Raw genomic sequence first — 24,887 nt, forward strand, 5'->3', positions numbered from 1 at the left:
ATCTACCAGCGCGGACATCGGTTTAAGGTGCACGCATGAGCAGGCGCTGGCTGGACTGGGCGATCGCCGCCGGGGTGGCGGCGAGCCTCGTGCTGGCCGGACACCCCGCCACCACGACGGGGTACGTGCTCCTGGCCGCGAGCGGACTCGCACTGGCCGCGCGCAGAACAGCACCAACAGCCGTGCTGATCGCCACCGGACTCCTCGCGCTGGGCTACCAGGCGACCGGCGCGAACGTGCCGGTGATCGCGTTCCTGTTCGCCGTCTACTCGACGATGCGCGCGGGTCACCGCGTGGTGACAGTCGTCGGTTCTGTGCTGATGATCGCCACGCTTCCCCTCGCGGCGCTCCTCTCGCCGCGCGACCTCACGGTCGTCGAGGCGTTCGCGCAGACCCGGGACGTCCTGCAGGTCGCCTGGCTCATCGCCGCCGCGGCCGCGGGAGAAGCGCTTCGGCAAGCCGAAAGAAGGGCCGACGAAGCCGAACGCACCAAGGAGGAGACCGCGCGAAGGCGCGCCAACGAGGAACGCCTGCACATCGCCCGCGAGTTGCACGACTCGCTCACCCACCAGATCTCGGTGATCAAGCTGCAGGCCGAGGTCGCGGTCCACCTGGCCCAGAAGCGCGGCGAGCAGGTCCCCGACAGTCTCATGGCCATCCGGGACGCCGGACGGGAGGCGGCCCGAGAGCTGCGCGCGACGCTGGAGGCGTTGAGAGACGACGACAAGAGCCCGCCGCACGGCATCGACGACGTCCCCGAGCTCGTCCAACGCGCCAGGGCGACCGGTCTGGACGCCCAGCTCACGATCGAGGGGCAGCACCAGGACGTTCCCGCCGCGGTGGCACGAACCGCGTACCGGATCGTGCAGGAGTCGTTGACCAACATCGCGCGGCACGCCGCCGCCGCGAACGCGAAGATCAGCATCGACTACCGGCCGGACGCGCTGCTCATCCGCGTCGACGACGACGGCACGGCGACACCCACCGGGAATCCAGGAGTAGGACTGCTCGGCATGCGCGAACGCGTCACCGCGCTCGGCGGCAGCCTGAAAGCCGCACCGCGCAGCGAGGGCGGCTTCACCGTCCAGGCCGAGCTCCCGGTGACACAGCCGTGATCCGCGTCCTGCTGGTCGACGACCAGCCCCTGATCCGCAGCGGTTTCCGAGCGCTGCTCGACGCGGAGGACGACATCGAGGTGGTGGCGGAGGCCGCGAACGGCGCGGAAGGCCTGGAACAGGCCCGCAAACACCTCCCGGACATCGCGCTGGTCGACATCCAGATGCCCGAGGTCGACGGCATCGAGGCGACCCGGCGCATCGCCGCCGACCCCGCCCTGCAGCGCACCCACGTCGTGATCCTCACCAACTACGGCCTCGACGAGTACGTCTTCCACGCCCTGAAGGCCGGCGCGGCGGGGTTCCTGGTCAAGGACGTCCAGCCGGAGGACTTCCTGCACGCCGTCCGGGTCGCGGCCCGCGGCGACGCGCTGCTCGCCCCGTCGATCACCCGCCGGCTCATCGACCGGTACGTCAGCCAGCCCCTCAAACCCAGCAGCGACCTCACCCAGCTCACCAACCGCGAGCGCGAGGCCGTCGTCATGGTCGCGCGGGGCCTGTCGAACGACGAGATCGCCGCGAGCATGGTGATCAGCCCGCTCACCGCGAAGACCCACGTCAACCGCGCGATGATGAAGCTGCACGCCCGCGACCGCGCCCAGCTCGTCGTCATCGCCTACGAGTCGGGCCTGGTCGTCCCGCACACCTCGGAACGCGGATAGCTTTCCGCGCAGATCCGCTTCTCGGCGTCCACAACGGACAGAGACCACCGGATGATCCGCGCGTCGTTCCCACCGGACACCAGCTCGTCCTCGCGCGTGAACGCCACCGCCTGCACCGGCCCGGTGTGCCCGGTCAAGGTCGCACCGGTCCGAGTGTTGAGGTTCCACACGACGACCGAGTGGTCTTCTCCCCCGGACGCCAGCGCGTCACCGGACGGGCTGAAAGCCAGCGTCACGACCGGCGCGGAGTGGCCGGTCAACGTCATCAGCTCGGCACCCGTGGCCACGTCCCAGACCTTGACCGTCCGGTTCGCGCCCGCGGTGGCGAACCGCGTGCCGTCCGGGCTGATCGCCACGTCACGCACATCGCCCTGACCGGTGCTGACGCGCCGCTCCAGCTTGTCGGCTGCCACGTTCCACAGCATCGCGCCACCGGCCGGATCGGTGGAGATCAGCAGCCTGCCGTCCGGCGTGAACTCGACGGCGCTCGCGATGTACGGGCCGCCGGAGAACGAGCCCTGCGCGAGGTCGGGCAGCGACCAGCGGAACCGCCCGAGCGAGGCCGTGACGATCCCGCGCCCGTCCGGCTGGTAGGCGATGTCGGTCGACGCGCCCAAACCGCTGTAGGAGAACGACGACAGCCGCGAACGCCGGGCCACGTCCCAGATCGTGACGGTGTGGTCGCGGGTCAGCGCGGCCAGCCGGGAGCCGTCCGGGCTGAACGACACGGACTCCACCCGGTCCGGATGACCGTCCAAAGTGGCCAGAGCGGTGCCGTCCAGTCCCCACAGCCGCACGGTTCCGTCATCGCCGGCGGACGCGACCGTGTCCTGGAAGACGTCGATGTCGTTGACCCCGCCGGCATGTCCGGTGAACGCGGGCACCGCGTCCTCACGCACCGCGACGGTCCGGCCGAAGCCGCCGGACACCAGCAACGTGCCGTCCCGGCCCAGCGCGAGCGATCTCGACTCGGTGCGGCCGCGATCGCGGTAGGTCGTGATCGGCCGGCCGGTGCGGATGTCCCAGATCGTGATCAGGCCGTCCTCGTCCGCCACCGCCATCCGGCCGCCGACCGGCGCGGACGCCTCCCACGCGTACGGGCCCTGTTTCGGCAGCTCCGACAACAGCTTTCCGGTCACGTCCCAGAAGTTCACGCCGTTGCGGAGGGTCGCCGTGGTGATCTTCGCGGGACCGTCGAAGCTGACGTTGTTGACCTCCAGCGACGGGATCTCGCCGACCTTCGCACCGGAGGCGACGTCCCACACCAGCGGGTGGTCCTTGCCGTTGGCCGTCACGAGCAACGCGCCGTCCGGGCTGAACGCCAGCGAGTTCACCTCGTTGGCGTGGCCCCGCAACACCCGGTGCGTCTTCGCGGCGACGTCCCACACCTCGACGTCGCCGCCCGCGACACCGACCGCGAAGGACGTTCCGGCGGGGTGGAACGCGAGCCCCGTGGTGAGCACTTCGAACCGTTGCGAGAAAACAGGTTTGCGGGTCGTGAGGTCCCACACCACGACGTCACCGGGACTGCCGGCCAGCGTCGGCATGGTGGCGTTCGAGGCGATGAACCTGTCGTCCGCGCTGAACTCGACCTGCCTGGCGTAACCGCCTTCGGTCAGTCCATTGTGGTCGGACAGCAGCAGCGTTCGTTCGCGAGTCCTGGGCTCCCACAACGTGACATTGCCGTCCCGGTCCGCGGTCGCGATCACGTCCCCCTTGTGCGACACGTTCACATCCAGCACGGGCGGGCCGTCGGTGTTCAGGTCGACGCGGCTCCGGGGCGCGGAAGCGGTGCTGAGCAGGGCGCCTCGGGTGTCGTCGTCCGCGTGCAGCCGGAACGCCGAGATCGCGAGTTGCCCGGCCAGGTCGGGCGCGGTGTCGACGAGACCGCGGGCGGACAACGCGAGCTGGTGCGCCTGGTCGACCCGTTGGCGCAGCTGGGCTTCGCGCGACTGCCACCACGCGACACCGCCACCACCCGCCGCGAGCAGGAGCAGCACGCCCATGATCGCGACGAGCCTGGTGAGCAACCTGTTGCGGCGCTTCACCGTCACCTGCTCGGCCTCGTCCCGGTCGCGGCTCGCCCGCAGGAACGCCTCCTCGGCCGCGTTCAGCTCACCGGGGTGGTCCTGCGCCCAGGCCGAGGCGGTGATCAGCTGTGATCCCCGGTAGAGAGCGCCCTCGTCCCGGTCCAGCTCGGTCCACGTGTGGGCGGCCGCCGTGAGCCTGCGGTGGACCAGCAGGGTCGACCGGCCGTCGGACAGCCAGCGCTGCAACCGCGGCCAGGCCCGGATCAGGGCTTCGTGCGCGATCTCGGCGGTGTCCTCGTCGAGCACGATCAACCGTTCGGCGACCAGCCGGGCGAGCACGCCGTCGATCACCGCCAGGTCGGCGATGCCGTCGAGTTCCTGGCGGCGGATCGGCCGGCGGGTGTCCTCCGTGCCGTCGCCGAACGCGGTGAGCCGCACCAGGATCCGGCGCATGGCCTGCTGTTCCACGTCGGTCAGATCGTCATAGGCCCGCTCGGCGGTCTGGGCGATCGCACCGTGCACGCCGCCACCGGCCCGGTACGCGGCCAGCGTCAGTTCGGCACCGGAACGTTGCCACGTCTCGACAAGCGCGTGCGACAGCAACGGGAGCGCGCCGGGTTCGGCGTCCACGTCGGCGAGGACAGTGGCGAGCAGATCGGCCGTGACGGACAGCCCGCTCATCGCGGCCGGCCGCAGCACGATGTCCCGCAGGTCAGCGGTGGACGGCGGCCCGACCAGCACGGTCGCCTCGTCGGCCAGTGCCGTCACCAGGCCGGGGTGCTGCGTGACGTGGGCGAGGAAGTCCGCTCTGATGCCGAGCACGACCCGCGTGCGCCGATGCGGTCCCTGGGCCGCGTCCAGCAGCACCGCGAGGAACCGCGCGCGTTCGCTTTCGCTGGTGCACAGGGTGAACAGCTCTTCCAGCTGGTCCACGACGAGCAGCACGCGCACGTCGTCCGGTCCGCCGGACAGCTCGTTGCGGACCTCGACGTCGAACGCCGCCGGGTCGGCGGCCAGATCAGGACGTTTGCCGGTGATCGACGCGAGCGCGGAGGTCAGCGCCTCCAGCGGGCGCGCGGTCGGGGTGATGACCACCGGCCGCCACGCCGCGGACAGTCCGCCGACCACACCGGCTCTGAGCAGCGAGGACTTGCCGCTGCCGGACGCACCGAACACGCCGACGACGGGATAGCGCTCGATCCGGCGGGTGACCAGTTCGATCAGGTGGTCGCGGCCGAAGAACCACGGGTGGTGCTCCGGCTGGTACGCCATCAGGCCGCGGTACGGGCAGTCGGCGCGGGTGCTCCTGGGCGGCACGGGTTCGTCCAGTTGCTCGCCCCGCAGCATCGTCTCGTGCAGTCCGCGCAGGTCGAGGCCGGGTTCGATGCCGAGGTCCGCGACCAGCCGTGCGCGGGTCCGGCGGAACACCTCCAGCGCCTCGGCCTGCCGGTTCACCCCGTACAGCGCGGTCATCAGCTTGGCGTGCAACGGTTCCCGGTACGGGTTGGCCTCGGCCAGTTCGGCCAGCTCACCGATGACCTCGCCGTGCCGGCCCAACGCCAGCTCCGCGGTGACGCGCGCTTCGGCCGCGCGCAGCCGGGTTTCGTCGAGTCGCGCGGCGAACCGGCCGGGCAGGTCCGGATAGGCCGGTCCGCGCCACTTGCCGAGCGCCTCGGTCAGCAGGTCGGCCGCCTTGGCCGGGTCGCCGTCCGCGAGCGCCTGTTCGCCGTCCTCGGTCAGCTGGTCGAACCGGTCGGCGTCCAGTTCGCCGGCGCGGATCGTGAGCTCGTAGCCGGCCGGTTTGCGGGTGATCCGGTCGCCGAGATCGAGCGCGCGCTTGAGTTGGTAGACGTACAGCCGGACGTTCTCCTGCGCGGACGCCGGCGGCGCCTCCCACAACACTTCCATCAACCGTTGAGGTGAGACGGGCGTGTTCGCGTGCCGCAGCAGCATCGCCAACAGGATCCGTTGCTTCGCCGAACGCAACGGCGTCTCGGCGTTCTCCTTTACGACGACGAGCGGACCGAGCACCCGGAACTCCACGCACCCTCCCCCACGATCGGCGGAACGGTAACAACGACCAGCCGTTATACGCAGCCAATACGGAGAAATACGGTCCTCGGCGGACGGTTTTGCACTGTGCGGAAAATCCATGTCGCGCTGTCGTTGCGCAGCGCCTTGCTGACCGGCCAGATCTCCTCGCGCCTCACCACCCAGTCGTGGGCCGTCCTGGGCACACCCGCCGATGTGTCCGTGGTCGACGCCGCGGACGCCATCGGGCCGCGGACCGTCGCGGTGCTGCCTTTCGTGCACGCCGTCGACGACCTCGTGCGGACCGGCGTGACCGGGCTCGTGCTCGCCGACGACCCGATCGACGACGTCCTGCGGGCGATCCACGACGTGCACCGGTTCGGCGGCTGGGTGTCGCCCCGGCTGGTGTCGTCCCTGCTGCCCCCTCCCCCGCCCGCGTCGCTGACCGATCGCGAACGGGAGACGCTGCGGCTGGTCGCCGAGGGGCGGGAGAACGCCGAGATCGCCGCCGCCATGTTCATCACCGTGAGCGCGGTCAAGTACCACGTCTCGAACCTGCTGCGGAAGTTCGGCTGCCGCGACCGCACGCAACTGGTCTCGCGACTAGGGCGCCCGCTGCTGGTGCGTTCCTAGCGTGCTGGGCATGAGAATCCTCGTTGCCGCCCTGATCTCGTTCGGGGTTCTGATAGGCGTCGTCAGCCCCGCTCAGGCCGCGCTGCCCGCGTGGCCGAACGTCAAGGCCGGCCAGACCGGTTCGACCGTGCTGACCGCCCAGCACCTGCTGCGTCACCGCGGCTACAACATCGGTGCCGACGGCGAGTTCGGCCCGGCGACCGAGTCCGCGGTGAAGCAGTTCCAGAGCGCGAACGGCCTGTCCGCCGACGGCGAGATCGGCCCGAACACCTGGCCGAAGCTGATCGTCAGCGTCCAGCGCGGCAACAACAGCAACGCGGTCCGCGCCGCCCAGGTCCAGCTGAACCGCTACGGCTACGGCCTGGCCGAGGACGGCGACTTCGGCGGCGGCACCCACAACGCCGCCGTCGCGTTCCAGAGCTCGAAGGGCCTGACCGCCGACGGTGTCGTCGGCCCGAACACCTGGCAGACCCTCGTCGGCGGGAGCGGTGGCGGCGGAGGTGGCGGCTCCTACAGCCTCCCGCTGGCCAAGAGCGCCCTGCCGCGCAGCGAGTACGACGACCCGCACCACGACTACCCCGCCATCGACCTGCCGGTGAACAACGTCCCGGCGTACGCGATGGTCACCGGCACCGCCTACCGGCTCAGCGAGCCCAACGGCTGCGGAAACGGTCTGCGGATCGTCAAGAGCGGCGTCGACTACCTCTACTGCCACCTGTCGGCGTACTCGGTCGCGAACGGTGCCGCCGTCAGGGCCGGCGACCGGGTCGCCACGACCGGCAACACCGGCAACTCGACCGGCCCGCACCTGCACATCGCGATCAAGATCAGCGGAACCTCGTACTGCCCGCAGAACTTCCTGCTCGCGCTGTACGACGGTCGCACGCCGCCGGCGCCGTCCTCGCTGCCGAGGACCGGCTGCTTCTACTGACCCACAACAGGTGGCGCCCCGGAACCGAACGGTTTCCGGGGCGCCGACCCGCAGTCCTGGTGAACGCCACCGGCCCGGCAGCCCGCCGCCAGCCAGTCACGGGTGCTGGCGAAGGCGGCGTCGATCAGCTCCCGCCCGCGGCTGAAGTCGGCGGGTGACACCCGCAGTGGGCACAGCGGCGGCACCACCCGCAGCTCGACCTGGTCCCGATAGCGTTCGACGTCCACCTCCAGCCGGTGGTTGACCAGCAACGTCAACGCCTGCAACGCGACGCCGATCGCGCTCGCGGGTGGTGAGGTCAGCGCGCACGCGTACCCGGTGGGCAGCACCCACACCTGGTCGGCGCCGAGGTCGACGGCGTGCGAGACCGGGTTGTTGTTCACCGCGCCACCGTCCATCAGGTAGCGGCCGCCGAGGTGCAGCGGCGGGAACACCGCGGGGATCGCCGTCGAGGCCAGCACCGCGTCGATCGCGTTTCCGCTGGACAGCAGGACTTCCTCACCGGACAGCACGTCGGTCGCGCCGACGTGGACTCCGATCACCGTGCCGGTCAGGTCGATCGAGCCCAGCGAGCGTTCCAGCAGGCGGCGCAACCCGGAGTTCGGCACGAGGTGGTCGCGCAACCCCAGCAGGCCGAGCAGTCCGCGCACCGGCCGGATCGGGAAGACGTCGGTTCGGCGCAACGACACCCAGATGTCGACCAGAGAGTCCACATCGGACGGATGCAGCGCGAACCACACGGCGTTGGCCGCGCCCACCGAGGTGCCGACGACGAAGTCCGGGTGGACGTCGGCGTCGGTGAGCGCGGCCAGCATGCCGACCTCCGTCGCGCCCAAGCTCCCACCGCCTGCGAGCACGAACGCGGTCGCCATGCCCTCATCCTGCTCGCCCGGCGGACGCCCGCGCGAGGGGCCAGCTCCTCCGGCGCGGGTGGCCGCGGGCCTGCGAACCATCCGCGCGAGGTGAACCGGCACGCCCGAGCTCCCGGCCAGCCTTGGGTTTTCCGGCGACGAGAGGTGGGCGACGTGGTCAGTGCGGAGAAGCTGAGGCTGCAGGAAGCCGGTCCGTGGCGGAAGTGGGGACCGTATCTGAGCGAACGGCAGTGGGGAACGGTCCGCGAGGGCGGCGACCACGCCTGGACGGAGTTCACCCACGACCAGGCCAGGTATCGGGCGTACCGGTGGGGCGAGGACGGGCTGGCCGGGTTCAGCGACGACAAGCAGCGCGTCTGCCTGGCGCTGGCGTTGTGGAACGGCGCCGACCCGATCCTCAAGGAGCGGTCGTTCGGTCTCACCAACGGCGAGGGCAACCACGGTGAGGACGTCAAGGAGTGTTACTACTACCTCGACGCCACACCGACTTCCTCGTACCTGCGGATGCTCTACAAGTATCCGCAGGCGAAGTTTCCGTACGAGGACCTGGTCGCGACCAACGCCGCACGCACCCGGCAGGACCCCGAGTACGAGCTGCTCGACACGGGCGTGTTCGACGACGACCGCTACTTCGACGTCGTGGTGGAGTACGCGAAGGCGGGTCCCGAGGACGTGCTGATGCGCGTCACGGCCCACAACCGCGGCCCGGAAGACGCCACGCTGCACCTGTTGCCCACGCTCTGGTTCCGGCACACGTGGTCGTGGGCGGGCGATGTCCGCGTGCCGACGCTGCACACCTGCGAACCGGGAACCGTCCGCGCCGAGCACCCCGACCTGGGCACCAGGTGGTGGTACGTCTCGCCGCCGGTCCCGATCCTCGTGACGGAGAACGAAACCGACGACGAGCGCGTGTTCGGCTCGCCCAACGTCACCCCGCACGTGAAGGACGGCATCGAACGCGCTGTGCTGCACGGTGATCTCACCGCGGTCACCCCGGACGGCGTCGGTACGAAAGCCGCCGCGCACCACGAGGTCCGCATCCCCGCGGGACGCAGCGCCCAGGTCAGGGTCCGGCTCAGCGACCACAGTCTCCACGACCCGTTCGCGGACTTCGACGCGACGATCACCGAGCGGCGTGAGGAGGCCGACGACTTCTACGACGAGGTACTGGGTGGTGATCCACGCGGTGACGAACGGCTAGTGTGCCGGCAGGCGCTCGCGGGTTTGCTGTGGTCGCGGCAGTACTACGCGTTCGACGTCGAGCGCTGGCTGACCGAACGGGGCACGGATCCCCTGGAAGGCGACCAGAACTGGCGGCACCTCATCGCCGAGGACGTCATCGTCATGCCCGACAAGTGGGAGTACCCGTGGTTCGCCGCGTGGGACCTGGCCTTCCACGCGGTGCCGCTGGTGATCGTCGACCCGGAGCTCGCGAAGCAGCAGATCGAACTGTTGCTCGGCCGCCGTTACCTGCACCCCAACGGCCAGATTCCGGCCTACGAGTGGAACTTCAGCGACGTCAACCCGCCGGCGCACGCGTGGGCCGCGTGGTTCGTCTACCAGTACGACCGCGACAAGGAGTTCCTGGCGCGCGTGTTCCCGCCGCTGCTGCGCGCGTTCGGCTGGTGGCTCAACCGCAAGGACGCCGACGGCCGCAACCTGTTCCAGGGCGGCTTCCTCGGGCTGGACAACATCGGGGTGTTCGACCGGAGCGCGCCGCTGCCCACCGGCGGGCGGATCGACCAGGCCGACGGCACCGCGTGGATGGCGTTGTACTGCCAGAACCTCATCCAGATGGCGCTCGAACTCGGTGAGGTCGAGCAGGCCGCCATCCTGCTGGAGAACCTCGCCTGGATCGCGGCGGCCACCGGTCACGTCGGCAGCGGGTTGTGGGACGAGGAGGACGGCTTCTTCCACGACGTGCTGCGGCATCCGGACGGGAGCTCCACGGCGTTGAAGGTCCGCTCCGCCGTCGGGCTGCTGCCGCTCGCCGCCGCCACGGTGATCGGCCCGGACGTCCGGCAGGAGCATCCCGAGCTGGTCGACGGCATGCGCGAGTTCCTCGACCGGCACCCGGCCGTGCGGGCCGCGTTGTGGGGGCATGGCGCGCAGGCGGACGCGAGTGGTCCGGTGCTGTTCTCGTTGTTCGACGAGAGCCGGTTGCGCCGCATCCTCGCGCGGATGCTCGACCCCGCGGAGTTCCTGAGCCCGCACGGGATCCGCTCGCTGTCACGCTGGCACGCCGAACACCCGTACCTGCTCACCGTCGACGGCGTCGAGCACCGCGTCGGCTATCTGCCGGCCGAGTCCGACAGCGGCATGTTCGGCGGCAACTCCAACTGGCGCGGCCCGGTGTGGTTCCCGATCAACGTGCTGGTCATCAGGGCGTTGCGGCACCTGCACGGGTACTTCGGCGACGGGTTCACCGTCGAGTGCCCGACCGGCTCCGGGCAGCAGCTGAACCTCCGCCAAGTGGCGGACGCCATCGGTGAACGGCTGCTCGACGCGTTCCTGTTCGGTGTGGACGGACGACCGATCCACGGTGGACAGACGCGGTACCGGGATCCGCACTGGCGCGACCTGCCGTTGTTCTACGAGTACCTGCACGGGGACAACGGCGCGGGCATCGGCGCGAGCCATCAGACCGGGTGGACCGCGCTGGTCGCCCTGCTGCCGCGGGAGGTGGCGCGATGAGCTGGCCACAGCAACCGGTCATCTACGAGGTCAACACCGCCGTGTGGCTGACCGAGCTGTCCTGCCAGGCCGGTCACGAGATCACCCTCGGCGACGCACCCGCGTCCGCCTGGCACGCGATCACCCCGGCCGGGGTCGACGCGGTGTGGCTGATGGGAGTGTGGGAACGCAGCACGCTGGGGCTGGCGATGGCGAACGCGCATCCCGGCCTGCGGACGTCGTTCCGCGAGGCGCTGCCGGACCTGCGGCCGGAGGACGTCGCCGGGTCGCCGTACTGCGTGCGCCGCTACGTCGTGGCCGAGGAGTTCGGCGGTGACGAGGGTCTCGCGAAGGCGCGCGCCGAACTGGCCACGCGCGGCGTGCGGCTGATCCTCGACTACGTGCCGAACCACGTGGCACCGGACCATCCGTGGGTGGCGGAACACCCGGAGTTCTTCGTGCGCAAGGAGAACGGTGAACCCGAACTCGGGCGCGACCCGTACTTCCCCGCGTGGCCGGACGTCGTCCAGCTCGACGCCTTCTCCCCCGCGTTGCGCGCGGCCGCCACCATGACGCTCAGCTCGATCGCCGCCCGCTGCGACGGGATCCGCTGCGACATGGCCATGCTCGTCACCAACGAGGTCTTCGCGCGCACGTGGCGCGGAACGCCACCGGAGCAGGACTTCTGGCCGGAGATCATCAGCGGGCTGCGGGCCGAGCATCCGGAGACCGTGCTCATCGCCGAGGCGTACTGGGACATGGAGTGGGCGTTGCAGCAGCAGGGTTTCAACTTCTGCTACGACAAACGCCTCTACGACCGGATCGTCGAGGGCGGCGACGGCGTGCGCGACCACCTGCGGGCCGATCCCGCCTACCAGGCGAGGCTGCTGCGGTTCCTGGAGAACCAGGACGAGCCGCGCATCGCGAGCGAGCTCCCGCCCGCCGCCGCTCGGGCCGCGGCGGTGGCGATCGCGACGCTGCCCGGCGCGACGCTCTGGTACGAGGGACAGTTCGAGGGCAGGCGCGTCCGGCCGCCGGTGTTCCTGACCCGGCGGCCGGACGAACCGCTCGACCACGACCTCGCCGCCTGGTACCGGCGCCTGCTCGCGATCGTGAGCGATCACCAGGTGCGGCTGGGCGAGTGGCGTCTGCTCGATGCCGAGGGCTGGCCGGACAACCAGTCGTGCCGGCGACTGCTCGCGTGGACGTGGGCAGCCGCCGACGGCGCCCGGCACGTCGTGGTCGTGAACCTCTCCGACCAGCCCGCCCAGGGACTGCTCCCGGTGGAGCTGCACCGCTACACCGACCTGCTCGACGGGATGGTGTACGAGCAGGAGGACGACCTCAGTCCTCTGTACGTGGCACTGGGGCCGTGGGGATGCCATCTGTTCGCGACGGCCTGAGCAGGGCCGCCGCCCACCCCGCCGCCGGGTCCACGTCGACCAGCAGCACCTTCACCAGCACGGTGAGAGGCACCGCGAGCAACGCCCCGAGCGGGCCGAGCACCCAGGCCCAGAACACCAGGGCCAGGAAGGTGACGGTGGTCGACAACCCGGCGGCGTCCCCGGTGAAGCGCGGCTGGATCAGCGACTGCACCACGAAGTTCAGCACTCCGTAGAACGCCAGCACGGCCAGCGCCCGGCGCGGGCCGTGCTGCAGCAGCGCGAGCACCGCTGGCGGCGCGACGCCGAGCACGAACCCGATGTTGGGGATGTAGTTGGTGACAAAGGACAACACACCCCACAACACCGCGAGCGGAATGCCGAGCACCGCCAGCGCGACCGTGTCCAGCGTCGCGACGACGAGGCCGAAGATCGTGGTGACCACGATGTACCGGCGAGAGCGGTGGACGAACTCCATCAGCGCCTCCCGCAGGTGCGGCCGGTCCACCGCGATCTCCGCGAGCCGCGAGCCCGCCCAGCCCACCTCGACGCCCAGGAACAGCAGCAGCGCCAACAGGAACACCAGGCTCGTGGTGAGGCTCGTCAGTTCCGTGAGCAGCCCGCCGATCGCGCCGACGAGCTGCCCGCGGTCGATGCCGTTGATCGCCCGTTCGGCCCGCACGACCAGTTCGTCGCGCGCGAACTCCGGCAGCATCGCGGCCAGCCGCGCACCGGACACCGCCACCGTGACCGCCACGACCGCCAGCACGCCGTAGACGAGCACCACCACCGTCAGCGTCGCCAGCCACGGCGGCGCGCCGCGGCCGCGCAGCCACCGGTGCGCGGGGCTGACCGCGATCACGACCAGCAGCGCCAGCATCGCCGGCGCCACCAGCCATGCGATCGCCCGCACACCGGCGACCACGACGACCGCCGCCGCGACACCGAGCAGGATCGTCAGTGCGCGTGGCATCAACGGTGTGTCGACTCGTACTTCGCCGGTGTCGTGATGTCCGCTTCGTTGCCGTGGACGACCACGGCCCAGATCACCGTGACGCACAGGGCGATGACGATCGTGGACCACAGCGGGTGCACCGACGCGAACGCCAGTTGTGCCACCGAGTTGAGGACCGCGAGCACCACCGCGATCACCCTGGCCCACGCGGCACCGGAGAGCAGCGCGGCGCCCGCGAGCGCCACCAGAATCCCGATCAGAAGCGTGATCCAGCCCCACGCGGTGATGTCGAAGACGAGCACCTGCTCCTCGGTCACGACGTAGTACTCACCCCGGAACAACGCCACCAGCCCCTCAATGGCGTTGAACGAGCCCATGACGATCATCATGATGCCCGCGAACCAGATCCAGCCGAGCCAGCCTGTCTCCCGCATCGTGCCTCCGTTTTCTCCTCGATGGGGATTGCCCGGTCACCGTGGCACCGGCTCGAGGTGCGGATCTTCACCCGTTTCGCGCGAGAGGCGGCGCGGTGCTCGGTCCGGGCGGGTGAAGACCTGTCCTGGCCCCGCCGGTGAATGTCGACCCCATGACCACACAACCCCCGTACCCGCTGATCGCCGACCACGGGCTGATCGGCGACCTGCAGACCGCCGCGCTGGTGTCCACCGACGGCACCGTGGACTGGTTCTGCAGCCCGCGGTTCGACTCACCTTCCGTGTTCGCCGCGCTGCTCGACCGGCAGCGCGGCGGGTTCTGCCGCATCCAGCCGTCCTCCGGGCACACCGGACGCCAGCTGTACTTCCCCGACACCGCGGTGCTGATCACCCGTTTCATGACCGACGAGGGCACCGGCGAGGTGGTCGACTTCATGCCGCCGCTGCCGGACGAGGACAGGACCGAGCGGCATCGGCTGGTGCGGATCGTGCGGTGTGTGCGCGGACGCATGACGTTCGACGTCGATGTGGCGCCGCGCTTCGACTACGGCCGGCGCGCCCACCGCGCACGGATCACCGACGACGGGGTGATCTTCGAGTGCGGTCGGTTCGGGCTGGTGCTGCACGCGGTGCGCGAACCCGGCGATCCTCGACTGGTGTCCGGGGAGATCACCGCCACCCAGGACCTGCACGCCACGCTCTCGTTGGTGGAAGGGCAGACCCGCGGCATCGTGCTGGAGACCGGTGCCGCCGGACCGCCGCGTGCTGTGGCCGCCGCTCAGGCCCGGGAGTTGTTCGACGCCACCGTGTTGTTCTGGCACGGCTGGCTCGCCCAGTCGGCCTACCGGGGTCGCTGGCGCGAGGCGGTCGACCGGTCCGCGATCACGTTGAAACTGCTGACCTACGCGCCTTCCGGGGCGTTGATCGCGGCGCCGACGGCCGGTCTGCCCGAACAGCTCGGCGGCGAGCGGAACTGGGACTACCGGTTCACCTGGGTCCGTGACGCGTCGTTCGCCGTGTCGTCGTTGCTGCGCCTGGGTTTCACGTCGGAGGCCGCGGCGTTCGGGCGATGGCTCACCCAGCGGTGCGAGGAAGGCGGGCCGTTGCAGGTGATGTACGCGGTGGACGGGTCCGCCGATCTCACCGAGCACGTGCTGGAGCATTTCGAGGGCTACCGGGGCTCGGCGCCGGTGCGCGCGGGCAACGGCGCGGCCGGCCAGTTGCAGCTCGACATCCACGGCGAGTTCCTGGACAGCGTGTACGCGGCGCACCTGTGCGGCCTGCGGATGTCGCACCGCGGCTGGCACGCGGTGGTGGAGCAGCTGGACTGGCTGGCGGACAACTGGGACCAGCCGGAGGAAGGCATCTGGGAGACGCGGTCGGGCCGCGCCGACTTCACCTACGGCCGGGTGATGAGCTGGGTCGCCTTCGACCGGGCGATCCGGATCGCCACGGCGGAGGGCAGGCCGGGGCCGGTGGAGCAGTGGCGTTCGGTGCGTGACCGGATCTACGGCCAGGTGTGGGAACGCGGCTGGGACCGGTCGACCGGGGCGTTCGTGCAGCGGTACGGCTCACCCGCGCTGGACGCGTCCCTGCTGCGGCTGCCGCAGGTCGGTTTCGTCTCGCCGCGCGACCCGGTGTGGCTGGACGCGTTGGCCGCCATGAAGTCGCTCGTGCACGACAGTCTCGTGCTGCGCTACGACACCGAGGCCGCACCGGACGGACTGCGCGGCTCGGAGGGCACCTTTTCGTTGTGCACCTTCAACTACGTGAACGCGCTGGCGCTGTCCGGACGGGCCAGGGAGGCGCGCCTGGTGTTCGAGAAGATGCTGACCTACGGCAACCACCTCGGCCTCTTCGCCGAGGAGATCGGGCTGACCGGCGAGCAGCTCGGCAACTTCCCGCAGGCGTTCACCCATCTGGCCCTCATCGACGCCGCCGTCACCCTCGACGAACAGCTCACCCTCCGTGGGTGAGGCATGACGCTCGGTCCTTCTCGCACAGTTTCGGCCATGGCCACTTTGACCGTGTGGAAGTTCGACACCGCCGACGGAGCACGCAACGCGCTCGACCTGTTGCAGAAGCTCCAGGAACAGCAACTGATCACCATCCGCGACACGGCGTACGTCTACTGGGAGGACGATGCGAAACGCCCGAAGACCAAGGAGCTCGGCAAGCTCACCGGCGCGGGCGCGCTCGGCGGAGCGTTCTGGGGCCTGCTGTTCGGCCTGATCTTCTTCATCCCGGTGCTGGGCGCGGCGATCGGCGCGGGCGTCGGCGCGCTGGCCGGTTCGTTGTCCAGGGCCGGCATCGACGACGACTTCGTCCAGGACGTCCGGGAAAGCGTCACGCCGGGCACCTCCGCGTTGTTCGTGATGTCCGAGCACGCGGTCGTGGACCGGGTCGCGGACCAGTTCAGGCAGACCGGGGCCAAGCTCATCACCACGAACCTCTCGACCGAGCAGGAGAAGCTGCTGAAGGAGACGTTCACCTCGTGACCTGGGCGGTGGTGCGGCCGGTGGCGACTGTCGGGGTGCTGCTGCTGGTCTACTACCGCCTGCCGATGGACCAGCCGGAGGACGGATTCACCGTGCTCCGGCTGGTCGCTGCTCTGCTGCTGGTGGGATTGGTCTTCTGGGCGCAGGTGCGGCTGATCGGGCGGTCCTCGCACCCCGGCTGGCAGGGCGTGCAGGCGCTCGCCCTGGTGGTCCCGTTGTTCCTGCTGGTGTTCGCCCAGGGGTGTTTCCTGCTGGCCCGGCACCAGCCCGGCAGCTTCACCGTGCCGTTGAGCCGGACCGATGCCCTGTACTTCGTCGTCACCGTGTTCGCGACCGTCGGATTCGGTGACATAGCACCGGTTTCCGCACTTGCGCGGGTGCTGGTCACCCTGCAGATGGTTCTTGATCTGTTGGTGCTGGGCGTGGCGCTGAAGGTGGTTCTCGCCGCGGTTCGCCGTCGCTCCGGATGAACAGCGCGAGGACGAGCCCGGCGACCGAGAACAACACCAGCAACGTGAGCGCCGCCCGGTACGGGTGCCCGGCCCCGGTGAGCACCGACCCGACCAGCGCCGTGCCGAGCGAGGACCCCAGGTTCGACACCGCGCGCGACACCCCGGACACGTCCGCCTGGTCCGCGTCGGGCCACCGCGACTGCACGACGTTCACCGAGGCCGTCAGCATGATCCCGATGCCGGCCCCGAGCAGGAACAACCCGACCGGCTGCTGCACCGTCCCGGCGATGGTGAGGACGAAGCCCGCCCGGATCAGCGAACGTTGGGTGTACTTCTTCGCGAACCTGCCCGCGAGCGCCGACGTGACGAGCATGCCGATCGTGGCGGGCAGCAGCGCGAGACCGGTCTCGATCGCGCTGAGTTGCTGTTCCTGTTGCAGGTGCACGGAAAGCACGAAGAACGTGCCCTGCAGCACCAGCCACTGCACCAGCTGCGTGCCCAGGCCGAGGTTGGACGTCCGATCCTTGAACAACTTGGGCGCGCACAACGGGTTCTTGGCCCTGCTGATGTGGAATCCGAACAGCGCCAGGACCACCACCCCCGCGCCGATGAACGCCCACGTGGTGGCCTGCCAGCCGTTCACGTTGGTGCGCAACACCCCCAGCACCACCAGGAACAGCCCCGCGCCCGACAGAACCGCGCCAACGCCGTCGAACCTGCCTCCTTCCGGCGTGGTCCTGGGCAGGTTCCTGGCCATGAGGATGATCGCCGCGACGACGAGCACCTGAAGGCCGAACGACGCCCGCCAGCTGAACGCACTGGTGATCAGCCCGCCCAGCAACGGTCCCGCCGCCGCACCCAGCCCACCCGCGCCGGAGACGATGCCGAACCCCTTGGCCCGCGCCGTGGAATCCTTGGCGAGCGCGGTGACGAGGATGTAGATCGGCGGGATCATCAACGCCGAACCGGTGCCTTCGAGCAGCGCGTACCCGACGAGCAGCAGCCCGGGGCCGGGCGCGAGCGCCGCGAGTGAGGCGCCCGCGCCGTAGACGGTCAGTCCCAGCACGAAGCAGCGGCGGCGGCCCCAGATGTCGGTGAGCTTGCTGCCCGGCACCATCAGGGCCGCCATGACGAGGGTGAACAGCGTGATCGTGGTCTGGACGCCGGTGATCGTGGTGCCCAGATCGTCCGCGATCGTGCTGATGGCCACGTTCATGTTGGTGGCGGCGTAACTCGCGATGAACTGGGCCAGCGCCAGGGGAAGGATCTTCACGCCGTCCCGCCCCTGACCCGCACCTCCGCCGCGCGCCGATCCGGTGCTGGAGTGCCGTCTCCAGCCCGCGGGCCTGGCACCTCCCGGCGATCTCCAGCCGGCGGATCGTTCTCCCTCGCCCCCACGTGCCCCGCCGCCTTGCCCAGCAGCGCGTGCACGACCCGCAGCACGTCCGCCACGTGGTCCCGGTGCTCCCGCAGCACCTCGACCTGCCGCGCCGCCTCCCGCACCGTCTGCTCGGCCCGGCGCCGCGCGGTTTCCTCGATCAGCCGCGCGTCTCGCAGGGTTTCCTTGCGGCGCAACGCCAGCGCCAGCTCGAAGTCCTCGTCGGCCTGCGCACGCTGCCGGGCCGCTGCCTCGTCCAGGGCGCGGCGGCGGGCCTCGCCCTCGCGGACCAGCCGGGTCATCCGTTCGCGGGTGGTGGTGAGCAGGTCGCGGTGTTCGGCGTGGATCTGCCGCGCGGACACCCACACGTGGTCCTCGATCGCGCCGGCGCGTTCCACGATCGCGGCGGCCTCGGACAGCGCGGAGTCGACGGCATACCTCAACCGCTCACCCACCGAGTCCGGGCTGAACGGCTGGCGGCAGAGGCGGTCGATGCGGTCGCGCAGCGCGCGGTTCTCGTCGCGGGCGGCTTCCAGGGCCCGTGCCAGCGACGTGGCGCGGGCCTCCGCGGCGTCGCGGTCGGCGGCCAGCAGTTCGAAGTCCCGTTCGGTCTCGCCCACGTAGTGCTGGACCTGGTCGCGACGGTAGCCGAGCCAGCCGACGTCGAAGCCGGTGCGCAGCGGCACCAGGTCGGTGGTCATGAGCGCACCAGGGCGAGCTGCGCGCGGCACAGGCCGCCGATGTTCTCGAACGGCGCGGACGGCATGCCGGCGGTGATCACGTGCACGCGCGTGCCGCTCAACAGCGCGGCGCGCACCGCCACGTCCGCCAGCAGGCCGCAGCGGCGGGCCGGCGACCAGCCCCGCGCGACGTCGGTCGGGGCGGCCCCGTACCAGGCCGTGGCGGTGACGTCCTCCGGGAAACCCACGAGGAGGTCGTCCAACCGGCCCCCGGCGATCGCGTTCAGCGTGTCGTCGGCGCCCTCCACGGCCAGACGGCGCAACCGGCCGCGTTCGTTGAAGTCGGCCAGCACTCCCTCGGTCCACGAACGGGCGGCCGCGCGCGTTTCGGCCTGGATGCGGCCCGGTGTGAGAGCGCGGCCGCTCCACCGGACGACGACGTCGCGGCGGACGGGGGCGGGCAGCGCCTCCCACAACGCGCCCACCACCTCGTCCTCCCCCGCGACCACCAGGAGCCTCGCCTCCTGGCGGACGAGCATCTCCGCGCACGCGACCGCGGCCGACCGCACGCCGTCCAGCCACTGCGCTTCCGGATAGTTCAGCGAGATGTGTTCGCTGCCCGCCACCATGTCGGCACTGCACCGACCCGCGGTCACGGCGACGCGCGGCGGGCGGTCCTGCAGCCAGGCGAGCAGCGGCAGGACGTGGGCCGGCGAGCTGAACCAGGCCAGGTCCAGATGGCGCAGGCCGGGCGTGTGGAAGACGCGCGGCGGCAGTTCCTCGCCCGCGAACGCCACGAGCGTGTCGGCCGTCGGGTAGAGGGAACGGGCGCGGTCCAGCACCTCGCCGATGGTGTCGACGAGGTCGGGGTCCGCGCCGTCCGCACGCAGCTGGTCGGCCAGCCGCAGCCAGCGTCCCCGCCACGACCGCAGCGGGCTCGATCCCAGGTAGACGGACGCGACGGGCCGGGCGGGGCGGACGACGTCGATCAGGTCGCGCAACGCGAATCGGTGGCTCATGGGGCCCAGGTTCTTGGCGCGGCCCTGCCCGCTGCCTCACCCGCCGCAGGTGAACCCCATCCGTGCGGCGCGCCGCTACCGCCCTTCGCGGGGGAGGCCGCACACGTGTCCGGGCGAGCAGCGTCGACGGCGGAGGTGACCGATCTTGAGCCGTCAACCCGACCGTTCGCGTTCCAGGCGCGTCGTGTTCGCCGTGGCCGTGTTCCTCGCCGTCGTCGTCACCGGTGGAGGTGGGCGGGACTGCGCGCCGTCCGGTGAGACCGGGACGCTCGTGGTGCTGTCGTTGCTGCCGCGGCTGATGGGTTTGGTGGGACGCGGACTGTGGCTGCTCTCCGTTCCTGACAAGGCGAACGAGTCCGAATGCCCGTCCTCGTGATGATGCGGTTCGATCACGCGATCATGCCCAGACAAAGTCCATCGGGAGACAAAGCGCAATGTCCGACAGTTCGGAGTGTGAGCCTTCCAGCCCCGAGACCGGCCAGGCGAAACTGCGCGTGCCGACGGCGGCGACACCACTCGTGCCCCGCGGCACCCTGCTATCCACAGTGGACGACCACGTGTCGTCCGCGCCGGTCACGGTGGTCACCGGCCCGGCGGGGTGCGGCAAGACGACGTTGCTCGCGGAGTGGGCGCGGCGCCGGGACGACCGGGTGGCGTGGCTGACCCTCGACGAGCACGACAACGAACCGGCACGGCTGCGGGCCGCCCTCCGCGACGCCCTCGGCCTGACGGACGCGATCCCGTTGACCGAACCGGGTTTCTCCTCGGCGGTCATCGCCGCGTTCGACCAGGCACCCGCACCGGTGTGTCTGGTGCTGGACAACGTGCACGAGATCCGCGACGCCGACGCGCTCGCAAGCATCGACCTGCTCACCCGCCGGCCACCCGACCGGCTACGGCTCGTGCTGCTGGGCCGTTTTCCGCCACCGCTGCACCTGGGCCGGCTGCACCTGGAGGGACGGGTGCGCGAGGTGCTGCCGCACGAGTTCTCCTTCAGCCGCACGGAAGTCGAGACCTTGCTGACCACCCACGGACTCCAGATCTCCCCCGGCGACGTCGACCTGTTGCTCGCACGGACCGAAGGGTGGATCGGCGGGCTGCGCTTCGCGGTGATGCGCATGGCCACCACGCGCGCTCGTCCCGACGACCTGTTGCTGTTCGCGGGACTGGACCAGGTCGTGAGCCGCTACCTCACCGAGGAAGTGCTCGCCCGGCATTCCCAGCGGGTGCGCGATCTGCTCGTGGCGACCAGCGTCTGCGACACGATGACCGCGGAACTGGCCGGCGAGCTCACCCACCACCCCAGCCCCGGCATCGTGCTCGACACCCTGGAGCGCACGAACTCGTTCGTCAGCAGACTGGAAGCCGCACCCGAGTGGTATCGCTGTCATCCGGTGCTGCGGGCGCACCTGTCGGCCGAACTGCGCAGGTCGCGCCCCGCGGACGAGATGTCGCTGCACCGGACCGCGGCCCACTGGTATCACCGCAACGCCGAGCCCGCGGTGGCGTTGAGACACGCGTTGCGGGCGGGCGACGACCAGCTGACCGCCGAGATCGTCGAACACTCCGTGCTGCCCGAGGTGCTGCGGGAGGGCAGCGGGCGGCTTCGGGAGGTGTTCGACGCGGTGCCCAGCCACGTGCTCGCCCGCCCCCAGGTGGGTGTGGTCGCCGCACTGGTGGCGATGGACGCGGGCGACGTCGCCGCCGCGGACCGGGTGCTGACCGGGCTCGGCGGTGAGCCTCTCGCGTTGCGGCAGGACAGGGTGCGGGTGCTGCACGCGACGGCACTGTTGCGCCGAGGGCGTTTCGACGCACGACAGGGAGACGCGTTGCGGGTGATGGCACGCACGACGGCGGGGCGTGGCGGCACCGACGCGGAGGTGGCCGCGTTGCTCAACCGCGGTGTGGCGGGATTGCTGTCCGGTGATCACACCGGCGCGGAACACGATCTGGTGCGCGCGTTCGCGATCGCGCGACAGGAGCGGTTCGACCACGCGGCGCTGGACTGCCAGATCCATCTGGCGGCACTGACCAGTGCCGGCGGCGACATGCGCACCGCGGCCAGACAGGCCGGCGAGGCCCTGGAGTTCGCCGAGGAGAAGGGATGGCAGTCGCATTTCGTCTGCGCGCTCGCGTACACGCTGGTCGGTGTGCAGGCCTACATTCGGCTGGATGACGCAAGCGCCGTCGAGCTCGCGGGCCGTGCGGTGCACGCGCTGGGCGACCGCCCCGATCCGGCGACGGGACTGGCGGTGTCCACTTTGGACGCCGCCGTGTCGTTCCCGACCGCTGGTGACCCGCGGGCCGTCGTCGGCCGCGTGCGCGCACAGTGGCAGGACGTCGCCGCGCGGCAGGTGATACCTCCGGTGATCGCCCACATAGCCCCTGCCGTGCAACGGATCGCGTTGCGCTCGGGGGACGAGCAGTGGGCGTCGGCGATGCCCGACCAGATGGAGGCCATGTTCGGGCCGTGCGGCGAACAGGCGGTGCTGCGCGCGGTCGTGCACACCCACAACGCCCGCTTGTCCCAGGCCCGCAAGGTCGTCGAACCGCTGCTCTCCGGCGAACTGCCCGCTCTGGCGACACCGACGATCGTGGACGGCTGGCTGCTGGAGGCCGTGATCGTCGAACGCGCCGGCGACCAGCGCCGCGCGCACGAGGCGGTCACTCGGGCACTGGCCGCGGCCGAACCGTTCGGCGCGCTACGCCCGTTCCTCAACGCGGGCAAGCCCGTGCGCGACCTGCTCGCCCGCGGCGCAGGCCGCTTCGGCAGGCTGGAGTCGTTCGCCACCACCACGATGACCGCGCTGCCCGCCGCGTCGACCGGCTCCACCGACGTGCTGACCAGCCGCGAACGCGACCTCCTCCTCGAACTGCCGTCCATGCGCACGACCGAGGAGATAGCCGACTCGCTGTTCGTCTCGGTGAACACGGTGAAGACGCACCTGCGCGGCATCTATCGCAAGCTCGGCGTGAACCAGCGCCGCGACGCCGTGCTCGCGGCACGGCGGCTGGGTCTCATCTGAGTTTGGCCCCTTGGGGCCGACGCGGTACGAACGCGACACTTGATCCACGCGAGCCCTCCGACACGATCGCCCGGCTCGTCTCACTCGAATCACGAGCTGTTTCCGCGCCAACGGCACCCCCGGCCGTGCGCTGCTGCGGGCTGCGCACGACCGGGTGGGGTGCCGCCAGGTTCACAACTTGGCGACCTCAGAGGAGGCGAGCAGGAACGCCCCCACCGCGAAGTTCGACGTGTCGTCGCGCCCCACGGGCTGGTGGTCCGACGGCTGCTGACCCACGCCCTGCACGTACCCGAGCCTGCCGGTGGACTGCAGTGCGGTGCGCAGCATCCCGCCCCACGCCTTCATGGCGACCGGACGGTAGACGGCCGAGTCCAGCACACCCCTGCGCACGCCCCACGCCAGTCCGTAGGTGAAGAACGCCGTGCCGCTCGTCTCCGGGCCCGGATAGTTGCCGGGGTCGCCGAGGTTGACGTTCCAGAACCCGTCGGGCCGCTGGACCTGGGCGAGTTTCGCCGCCATCGCACGGAAGTCGGCCAGATACCCGGCGCGGTAGGGAGAGTCCGGCGGGAGGACGTCGAGCACCTTGGCCAGCGCGGCGATTGCCCATCCGTTGCCGCGCGACCAGTAGATGTTCTTGTTGACGAACTTGCCGTCCCGCCACCACAGCCCGTTGTTCCACAGCCGCTGCCGCGTGTACCGGTAGAGGCGGTCGCCGTAGTCAATCCTGCCGAGCCGCGCGTAGAGCGGCAGCGCCATGTGCAGCGCGTCGACCCACCACCAGTAGTCCGTCCGGCCGGTGGCGATCGTCGCGTCGATCTCCCGCACGATCGCGGCCCGCCTGCGCGGTTCCGGGTTGTCCTCGTACAGGTCGAGGTAGGGCTGACCCGCTGCCTGGTGGTCGGCGAAGTGCGGGTTGCCCGACGAGCTCTTGAGAGCGAAGTTGTGCCGGTTGGCCCAGCTCAGGGTGTAGTCGCGGTACCTGGTGTCGTTCGTGGCCCGGTACAGCGCCATGACGCCGCTGTGCAGGGTCGCGTCCTGCCAGTCGTTGCCGCCGAGGTTCGTCGTGCGGATCCAGTAGTCCGCGGCCAGCCGCCCGGAGTCGGCCGGGGCCAGTGCGGTGACCGGTTCCGCGTGCGCGACGCCGGGACCGAGAAGCGGCAGGGCCGATGCCCCGAGCAGGAACGAACGTCGCCTCACCATCAGGTTTTCTCCAACCTGTGACATGGGCGGCGTCGGTTGTATTAGAACGCGAAGTTTCCTGCGGGGCCAGGGTTTCGCGAGATCCCGGTACCGGTGAGCGGCAACACAGATCATCAGGGAAACACTGCGGGCACCAATGCCGTTATACACATTGGTCGGTGCGGTCCGTGTCCCCCGGGCCTCACCTCAACGCCTTCGCGGAAGACCGTTCGGCTGGTACCGCGTCGGGCACCTCGCCGAGAGGCGACCGTCCGCATCGACCTCTCCAAGCTCGCCCTCAGGCCGTCAATCTCCCCCGACGGGCGGTCTGAGGGCGTCCTGAAACCGTTCTACCGCACAAGTCCTGCCCCCGAGCCGCTATCCCCCGGCGGCTCGGGGGCCTTCCCGCGCACCCACGATTGTCTTGGGGGGCCGGGGTTTTCGAGCATTCGGTGGTGAGCGGCAACACAGATCACGCTGGAACACAGCACAACCCCGAGCACACCGCCGCGAGGCGACCACCGCACACCTCGCCCTCCAGCTGCCGTCCTCCCCCAGGCAGCTCGAGGGCGACCCCATTCCCCTGACCCGACAACGACTTCGCGCCCCCGCCGGGTGAGCGGCAACACAGACCACCTTGGAACACAACACAACCCGACACCGTTGAACAGGACAGTCGGTGCGGAACGAGTCCCCGGGCCCCACCCCAACGCCTTCACGGAACACCGCACAGCCGGAACCGCGTCGAGCACACCGCCGCGAGGCGACCGCCGCACCGACCACCCCACCTCGCCCTCCAGCTGCCGTCCTCCCCCAAGGCAGCTCGAGGGCGATCCCAGACCAGCCTGGGGGCTTCCTGCGTTTCAGGCGATGCCGGCCGCGATCAGCTTGGTCCAGATCTCGGCCTGGTCTACCACCTCGACGCCGAGCTTCTCCG

Annotated in this window: 19 protein-coding genes; 11 read left to right on the forward strand and 8 right to left on the reverse strand. The window is 70.5% G+C overall.

The genetic code is table 11. The features are described from left to right. Positions 1 to 35: 35 nt before the first annotated feature. Positions 36 to 1,115, forward strand: coding sequence for a histidine kinase (locus tag B0F77_RS07695; RefSeq protein ID WP_086662068.1), 1,080 nt, complete (start codon positions 36 to 38; stop codon positions 1,113 to 1,115). Beyond that, positions 1,112 to 1,777: a response regulator gene (locus B0F77_RS07700; RefSeq protein WP_086662069.1), complete on the forward strand. Its 666-nt coding sequence runs from the start codon at positions 1,112 to 1,114 to the stop codon at positions 1,775 to 1,777. The genes B0F77_RS07695 and B0F77_RS07700 overlap by 4 nt, the downstream gene beginning before the upstream one ends. Here B0F77_RS07700 and B0F77_RS07705 read toward each other — a convergent pair. Then, the gene (locus tag B0F77_RS07705) at positions 1,732 to 5,850 is read right to left on the reverse strand and encodes an nSTAND1 domain-containing NTPase (protein ID WP_158102633.1); all 4,119 of its coding nucleotides are present in this window, start codon (positions 5,848 to 5,850) and stop codon (positions 1,732 to 1,734) included. The two genes, B0F77_RS07700 and B0F77_RS07705, sit on opposite strands and share 46 nt — an antisense overlap. Before the next feature lie 96 nt (positions 5,851 to 5,946). On the opposite strand from B0F77_RS07705, the gene B0F77_RS07710 reads away from it, so the two are divergent. Next, positions 5,947 to 6,471 (forward strand): helix-turn-helix transcriptional regulator, encoded by a 525-nt coding sequence (locus B0F77_RS07710; protein ID WP_158102634.1) that lies wholly within the window; start codon positions 5,947 to 5,949, stop codon positions 6,469 to 6,471. 10 nt (positions 6,472 to 6,481) lie between these two features. Then, the gene (locus B0F77_RS07715; protein WP_086662122.1) at positions 6,482 to 7,402 is read left to right on the forward strand and encodes a peptidoglycan-binding protein; all 921 of its coding nucleotides are present in this window, start codon (positions 6,482 to 6,484) and stop codon (positions 7,400 to 7,402) included. On the opposite strand, the gene B0F77_RS07720 is transcribed toward B0F77_RS07715, so the two are convergent. Then, the gene (locus B0F77_RS07720; RefSeq protein ID WP_086662071.1) at positions 7,396 to 8,274 is read right to left on the reverse strand and encodes a patatin-like phospholipase family protein; all 879 of its coding nucleotides are present in this window, start codon (positions 8,272 to 8,274) and stop codon (positions 7,396 to 7,398) included. The genes B0F77_RS07715 and B0F77_RS07720 overlap by 7 nt on opposite strands. Before the next feature lie 153 nt (positions 8,275 to 8,427). Here B0F77_RS07720 and B0F77_RS07725 point away from each other — a divergent pair, with 153 nt between their 5' ends. Together B0F77_RS07725 and B0F77_RS07730 are read left to right on the forward strand one after the other, a co-directional pair. Continuing rightward, positions 8,428 to 10,968: an MGH1-like glycoside hydrolase domain-containing protein gene (locus tag B0F77_RS07725; protein ID WP_143466618.1), complete on the forward strand. Its 2,541-nt coding sequence runs from the start codon at positions 8,428 to 8,430 to the stop codon at positions 10,966 to 10,968. Then, a complete protein-coding gene (locus tag B0F77_RS07730) occupies positions 10,965 to 12,350 on the forward strand; it encodes an alpha-amylase family glycosyl hydrolase (RefSeq protein ID WP_086662073.1) in 1,386 nt (461 codons plus the stop codon). Before B0F77_RS07725 ends, B0F77_RS07730 begins: the two co-directional genes overlap by 4 nt. Here the strand turns inward: B0F77_RS07730 and B0F77_RS07735 are convergent. Then, entirely contained in the window at positions 12,292 to 13,302 is a 1,011-nt protein-coding gene (locus tag B0F77_RS07735) for an AI-2E family transporter (RefSeq protein ID WP_086662074.1), read from the reverse strand. The genes B0F77_RS07730 and B0F77_RS07735 overlap by 59 nt on opposite strands. Then, the gene (locus B0F77_RS07740) at positions 13,302 to 13,718 is read right to left on the reverse strand and encodes a DUF7144 family membrane protein (protein WP_086662075.1); all 417 of its coding nucleotides are present in this window, start codon (positions 13,716 to 13,718) and stop codon (positions 13,302 to 13,304) included. Before B0F77_RS07740 ends, B0F77_RS07735 begins: the two co-directional genes overlap by 1 nt. 152 nt (positions 13,719 to 13,870) lie before the next feature. Between B0F77_RS07740 and B0F77_RS07745 the strand changes: the two genes are divergently transcribed. From B0F77_RS07745 to B0F77_RS07755, 3 genes are read left to right on the forward strand one after another with little or no spacing between them, the layout of a single operon-like run. Continuing rightward, the gene (locus tag B0F77_RS07745; protein ID WP_086662076.1) at positions 13,871 to 15,694 is read left to right on the forward strand and encodes a glycoside hydrolase family 15 protein; all 1,824 of its coding nucleotides are present in this window, start codon (positions 13,871 to 13,873) and stop codon (positions 15,692 to 15,694) included. 36 nt (positions 15,695 to 15,730) lie between these two features. Beyond that, complete coding sequence (locus B0F77_RS07750; RefSeq protein WP_086662077.1) at positions 15,731 to 16,216, forward strand: DUF1269 domain-containing protein; 486 nt, start codon at positions 15,731 to 15,733, stop codon at positions 16,214 to 16,216. Beyond that, the gene (locus tag B0F77_RS07755; RefSeq protein WP_086662078.1) at positions 16,213 to 16,686 is read left to right on the forward strand and encodes a potassium channel family protein; all 474 of its coding nucleotides are present in this window, start codon (positions 16,213 to 16,215) and stop codon (positions 16,684 to 16,686) included. The genes B0F77_RS07750 and B0F77_RS07755 overlap by 4 nt, the downstream gene beginning before the upstream one ends. On the opposite strand, the gene B0F77_RS07760 is transcribed toward B0F77_RS07755, so the two are convergent. From B0F77_RS07760 to B0F77_RS07770, 3 genes are read right to left on the reverse strand one after another with little or no spacing between them, the layout of a single operon-like run. Then, the gene (locus tag B0F77_RS07760; RefSeq protein ID WP_086662079.1) at positions 16,601 to 17,941 is read right to left on the reverse strand and encodes an MFS transporter; all 1,341 of its coding nucleotides are present in this window, start codon (positions 17,939 to 17,941) and stop codon (positions 16,601 to 16,603) included. The two genes, B0F77_RS07755 and B0F77_RS07760, sit on opposite strands and share 86 nt — an antisense overlap. Beyond that, on the reverse strand, positions 17,938 to 18,747 hold the full coding sequence (locus B0F77_RS07765) for a hypothetical protein (protein WP_086662080.1): 810 nt from the start codon (positions 18,745 to 18,747) through the stop codon (positions 17,938 to 17,940). Before B0F77_RS07765 ends, B0F77_RS07760 begins: the two co-directional genes overlap by 4 nt. Then, positions 18,744 to 19,745: a hypothetical protein gene (locus B0F77_RS07770; RefSeq protein WP_086662081.1), complete on the reverse strand. Its 1,002-nt coding sequence runs from the start codon at positions 19,743 to 19,745 to the stop codon at positions 18,744 to 18,746. Before B0F77_RS07770 ends, B0F77_RS07765 begins: the two co-directional genes overlap by 4 nt. 145 nt (positions 19,746 to 19,890) lie before the next feature. On the opposite strand from B0F77_RS07770, the gene B0F77_RS07775 reads away from it, so the two are divergent. Both B0F77_RS07775 and B0F77_RS07780 read left to right on the forward strand, forming a co-directional pair. Further along, complete coding sequence (locus tag B0F77_RS07775; RefSeq protein ID WP_143466619.1) at positions 19,891 to 20,121, forward strand: hypothetical protein; 231 nt, start codon at positions 19,891 to 19,893, stop codon at positions 20,119 to 20,121. A 58-nt stretch (positions 20,122 to 20,179) separates the two neighbouring features. After that, the gene (locus B0F77_RS07780; RefSeq protein WP_086662083.1) at positions 20,180 to 22,771 is read left to right on the forward strand and encodes a winged helix-turn-helix domain-containing protein; all 2,592 of its coding nucleotides are present in this window, start codon (positions 20,180 to 20,182) and stop codon (positions 22,769 to 22,771) included. Between the two features lie 171 nt (positions 22,772 to 22,942). Here the strand turns inward: B0F77_RS07780 and B0F77_RS07785 are convergent, their stop codons facing one another. Further along, on the reverse strand, positions 22,943 to 23,971 hold the full coding sequence (locus B0F77_RS07785) for a glycoside hydrolase family 88/105 protein (protein WP_158102635.1): 1,029 nt from the start codon (positions 23,969 to 23,971) through the stop codon (positions 22,943 to 22,945). Positions 23,972 to 24,887 lie beyond the last annotated feature (916 nt).

The organism is Lentzea kentuckyensis, from assembly GCF_002150765.1.
GTDB classification, from domain to species: domain Bacteria; phylum Actinomycetota; class Actinomycetes; order Mycobacteriales; family Pseudonocardiaceae; genus Lentzea; species Lentzea kentuckyensis.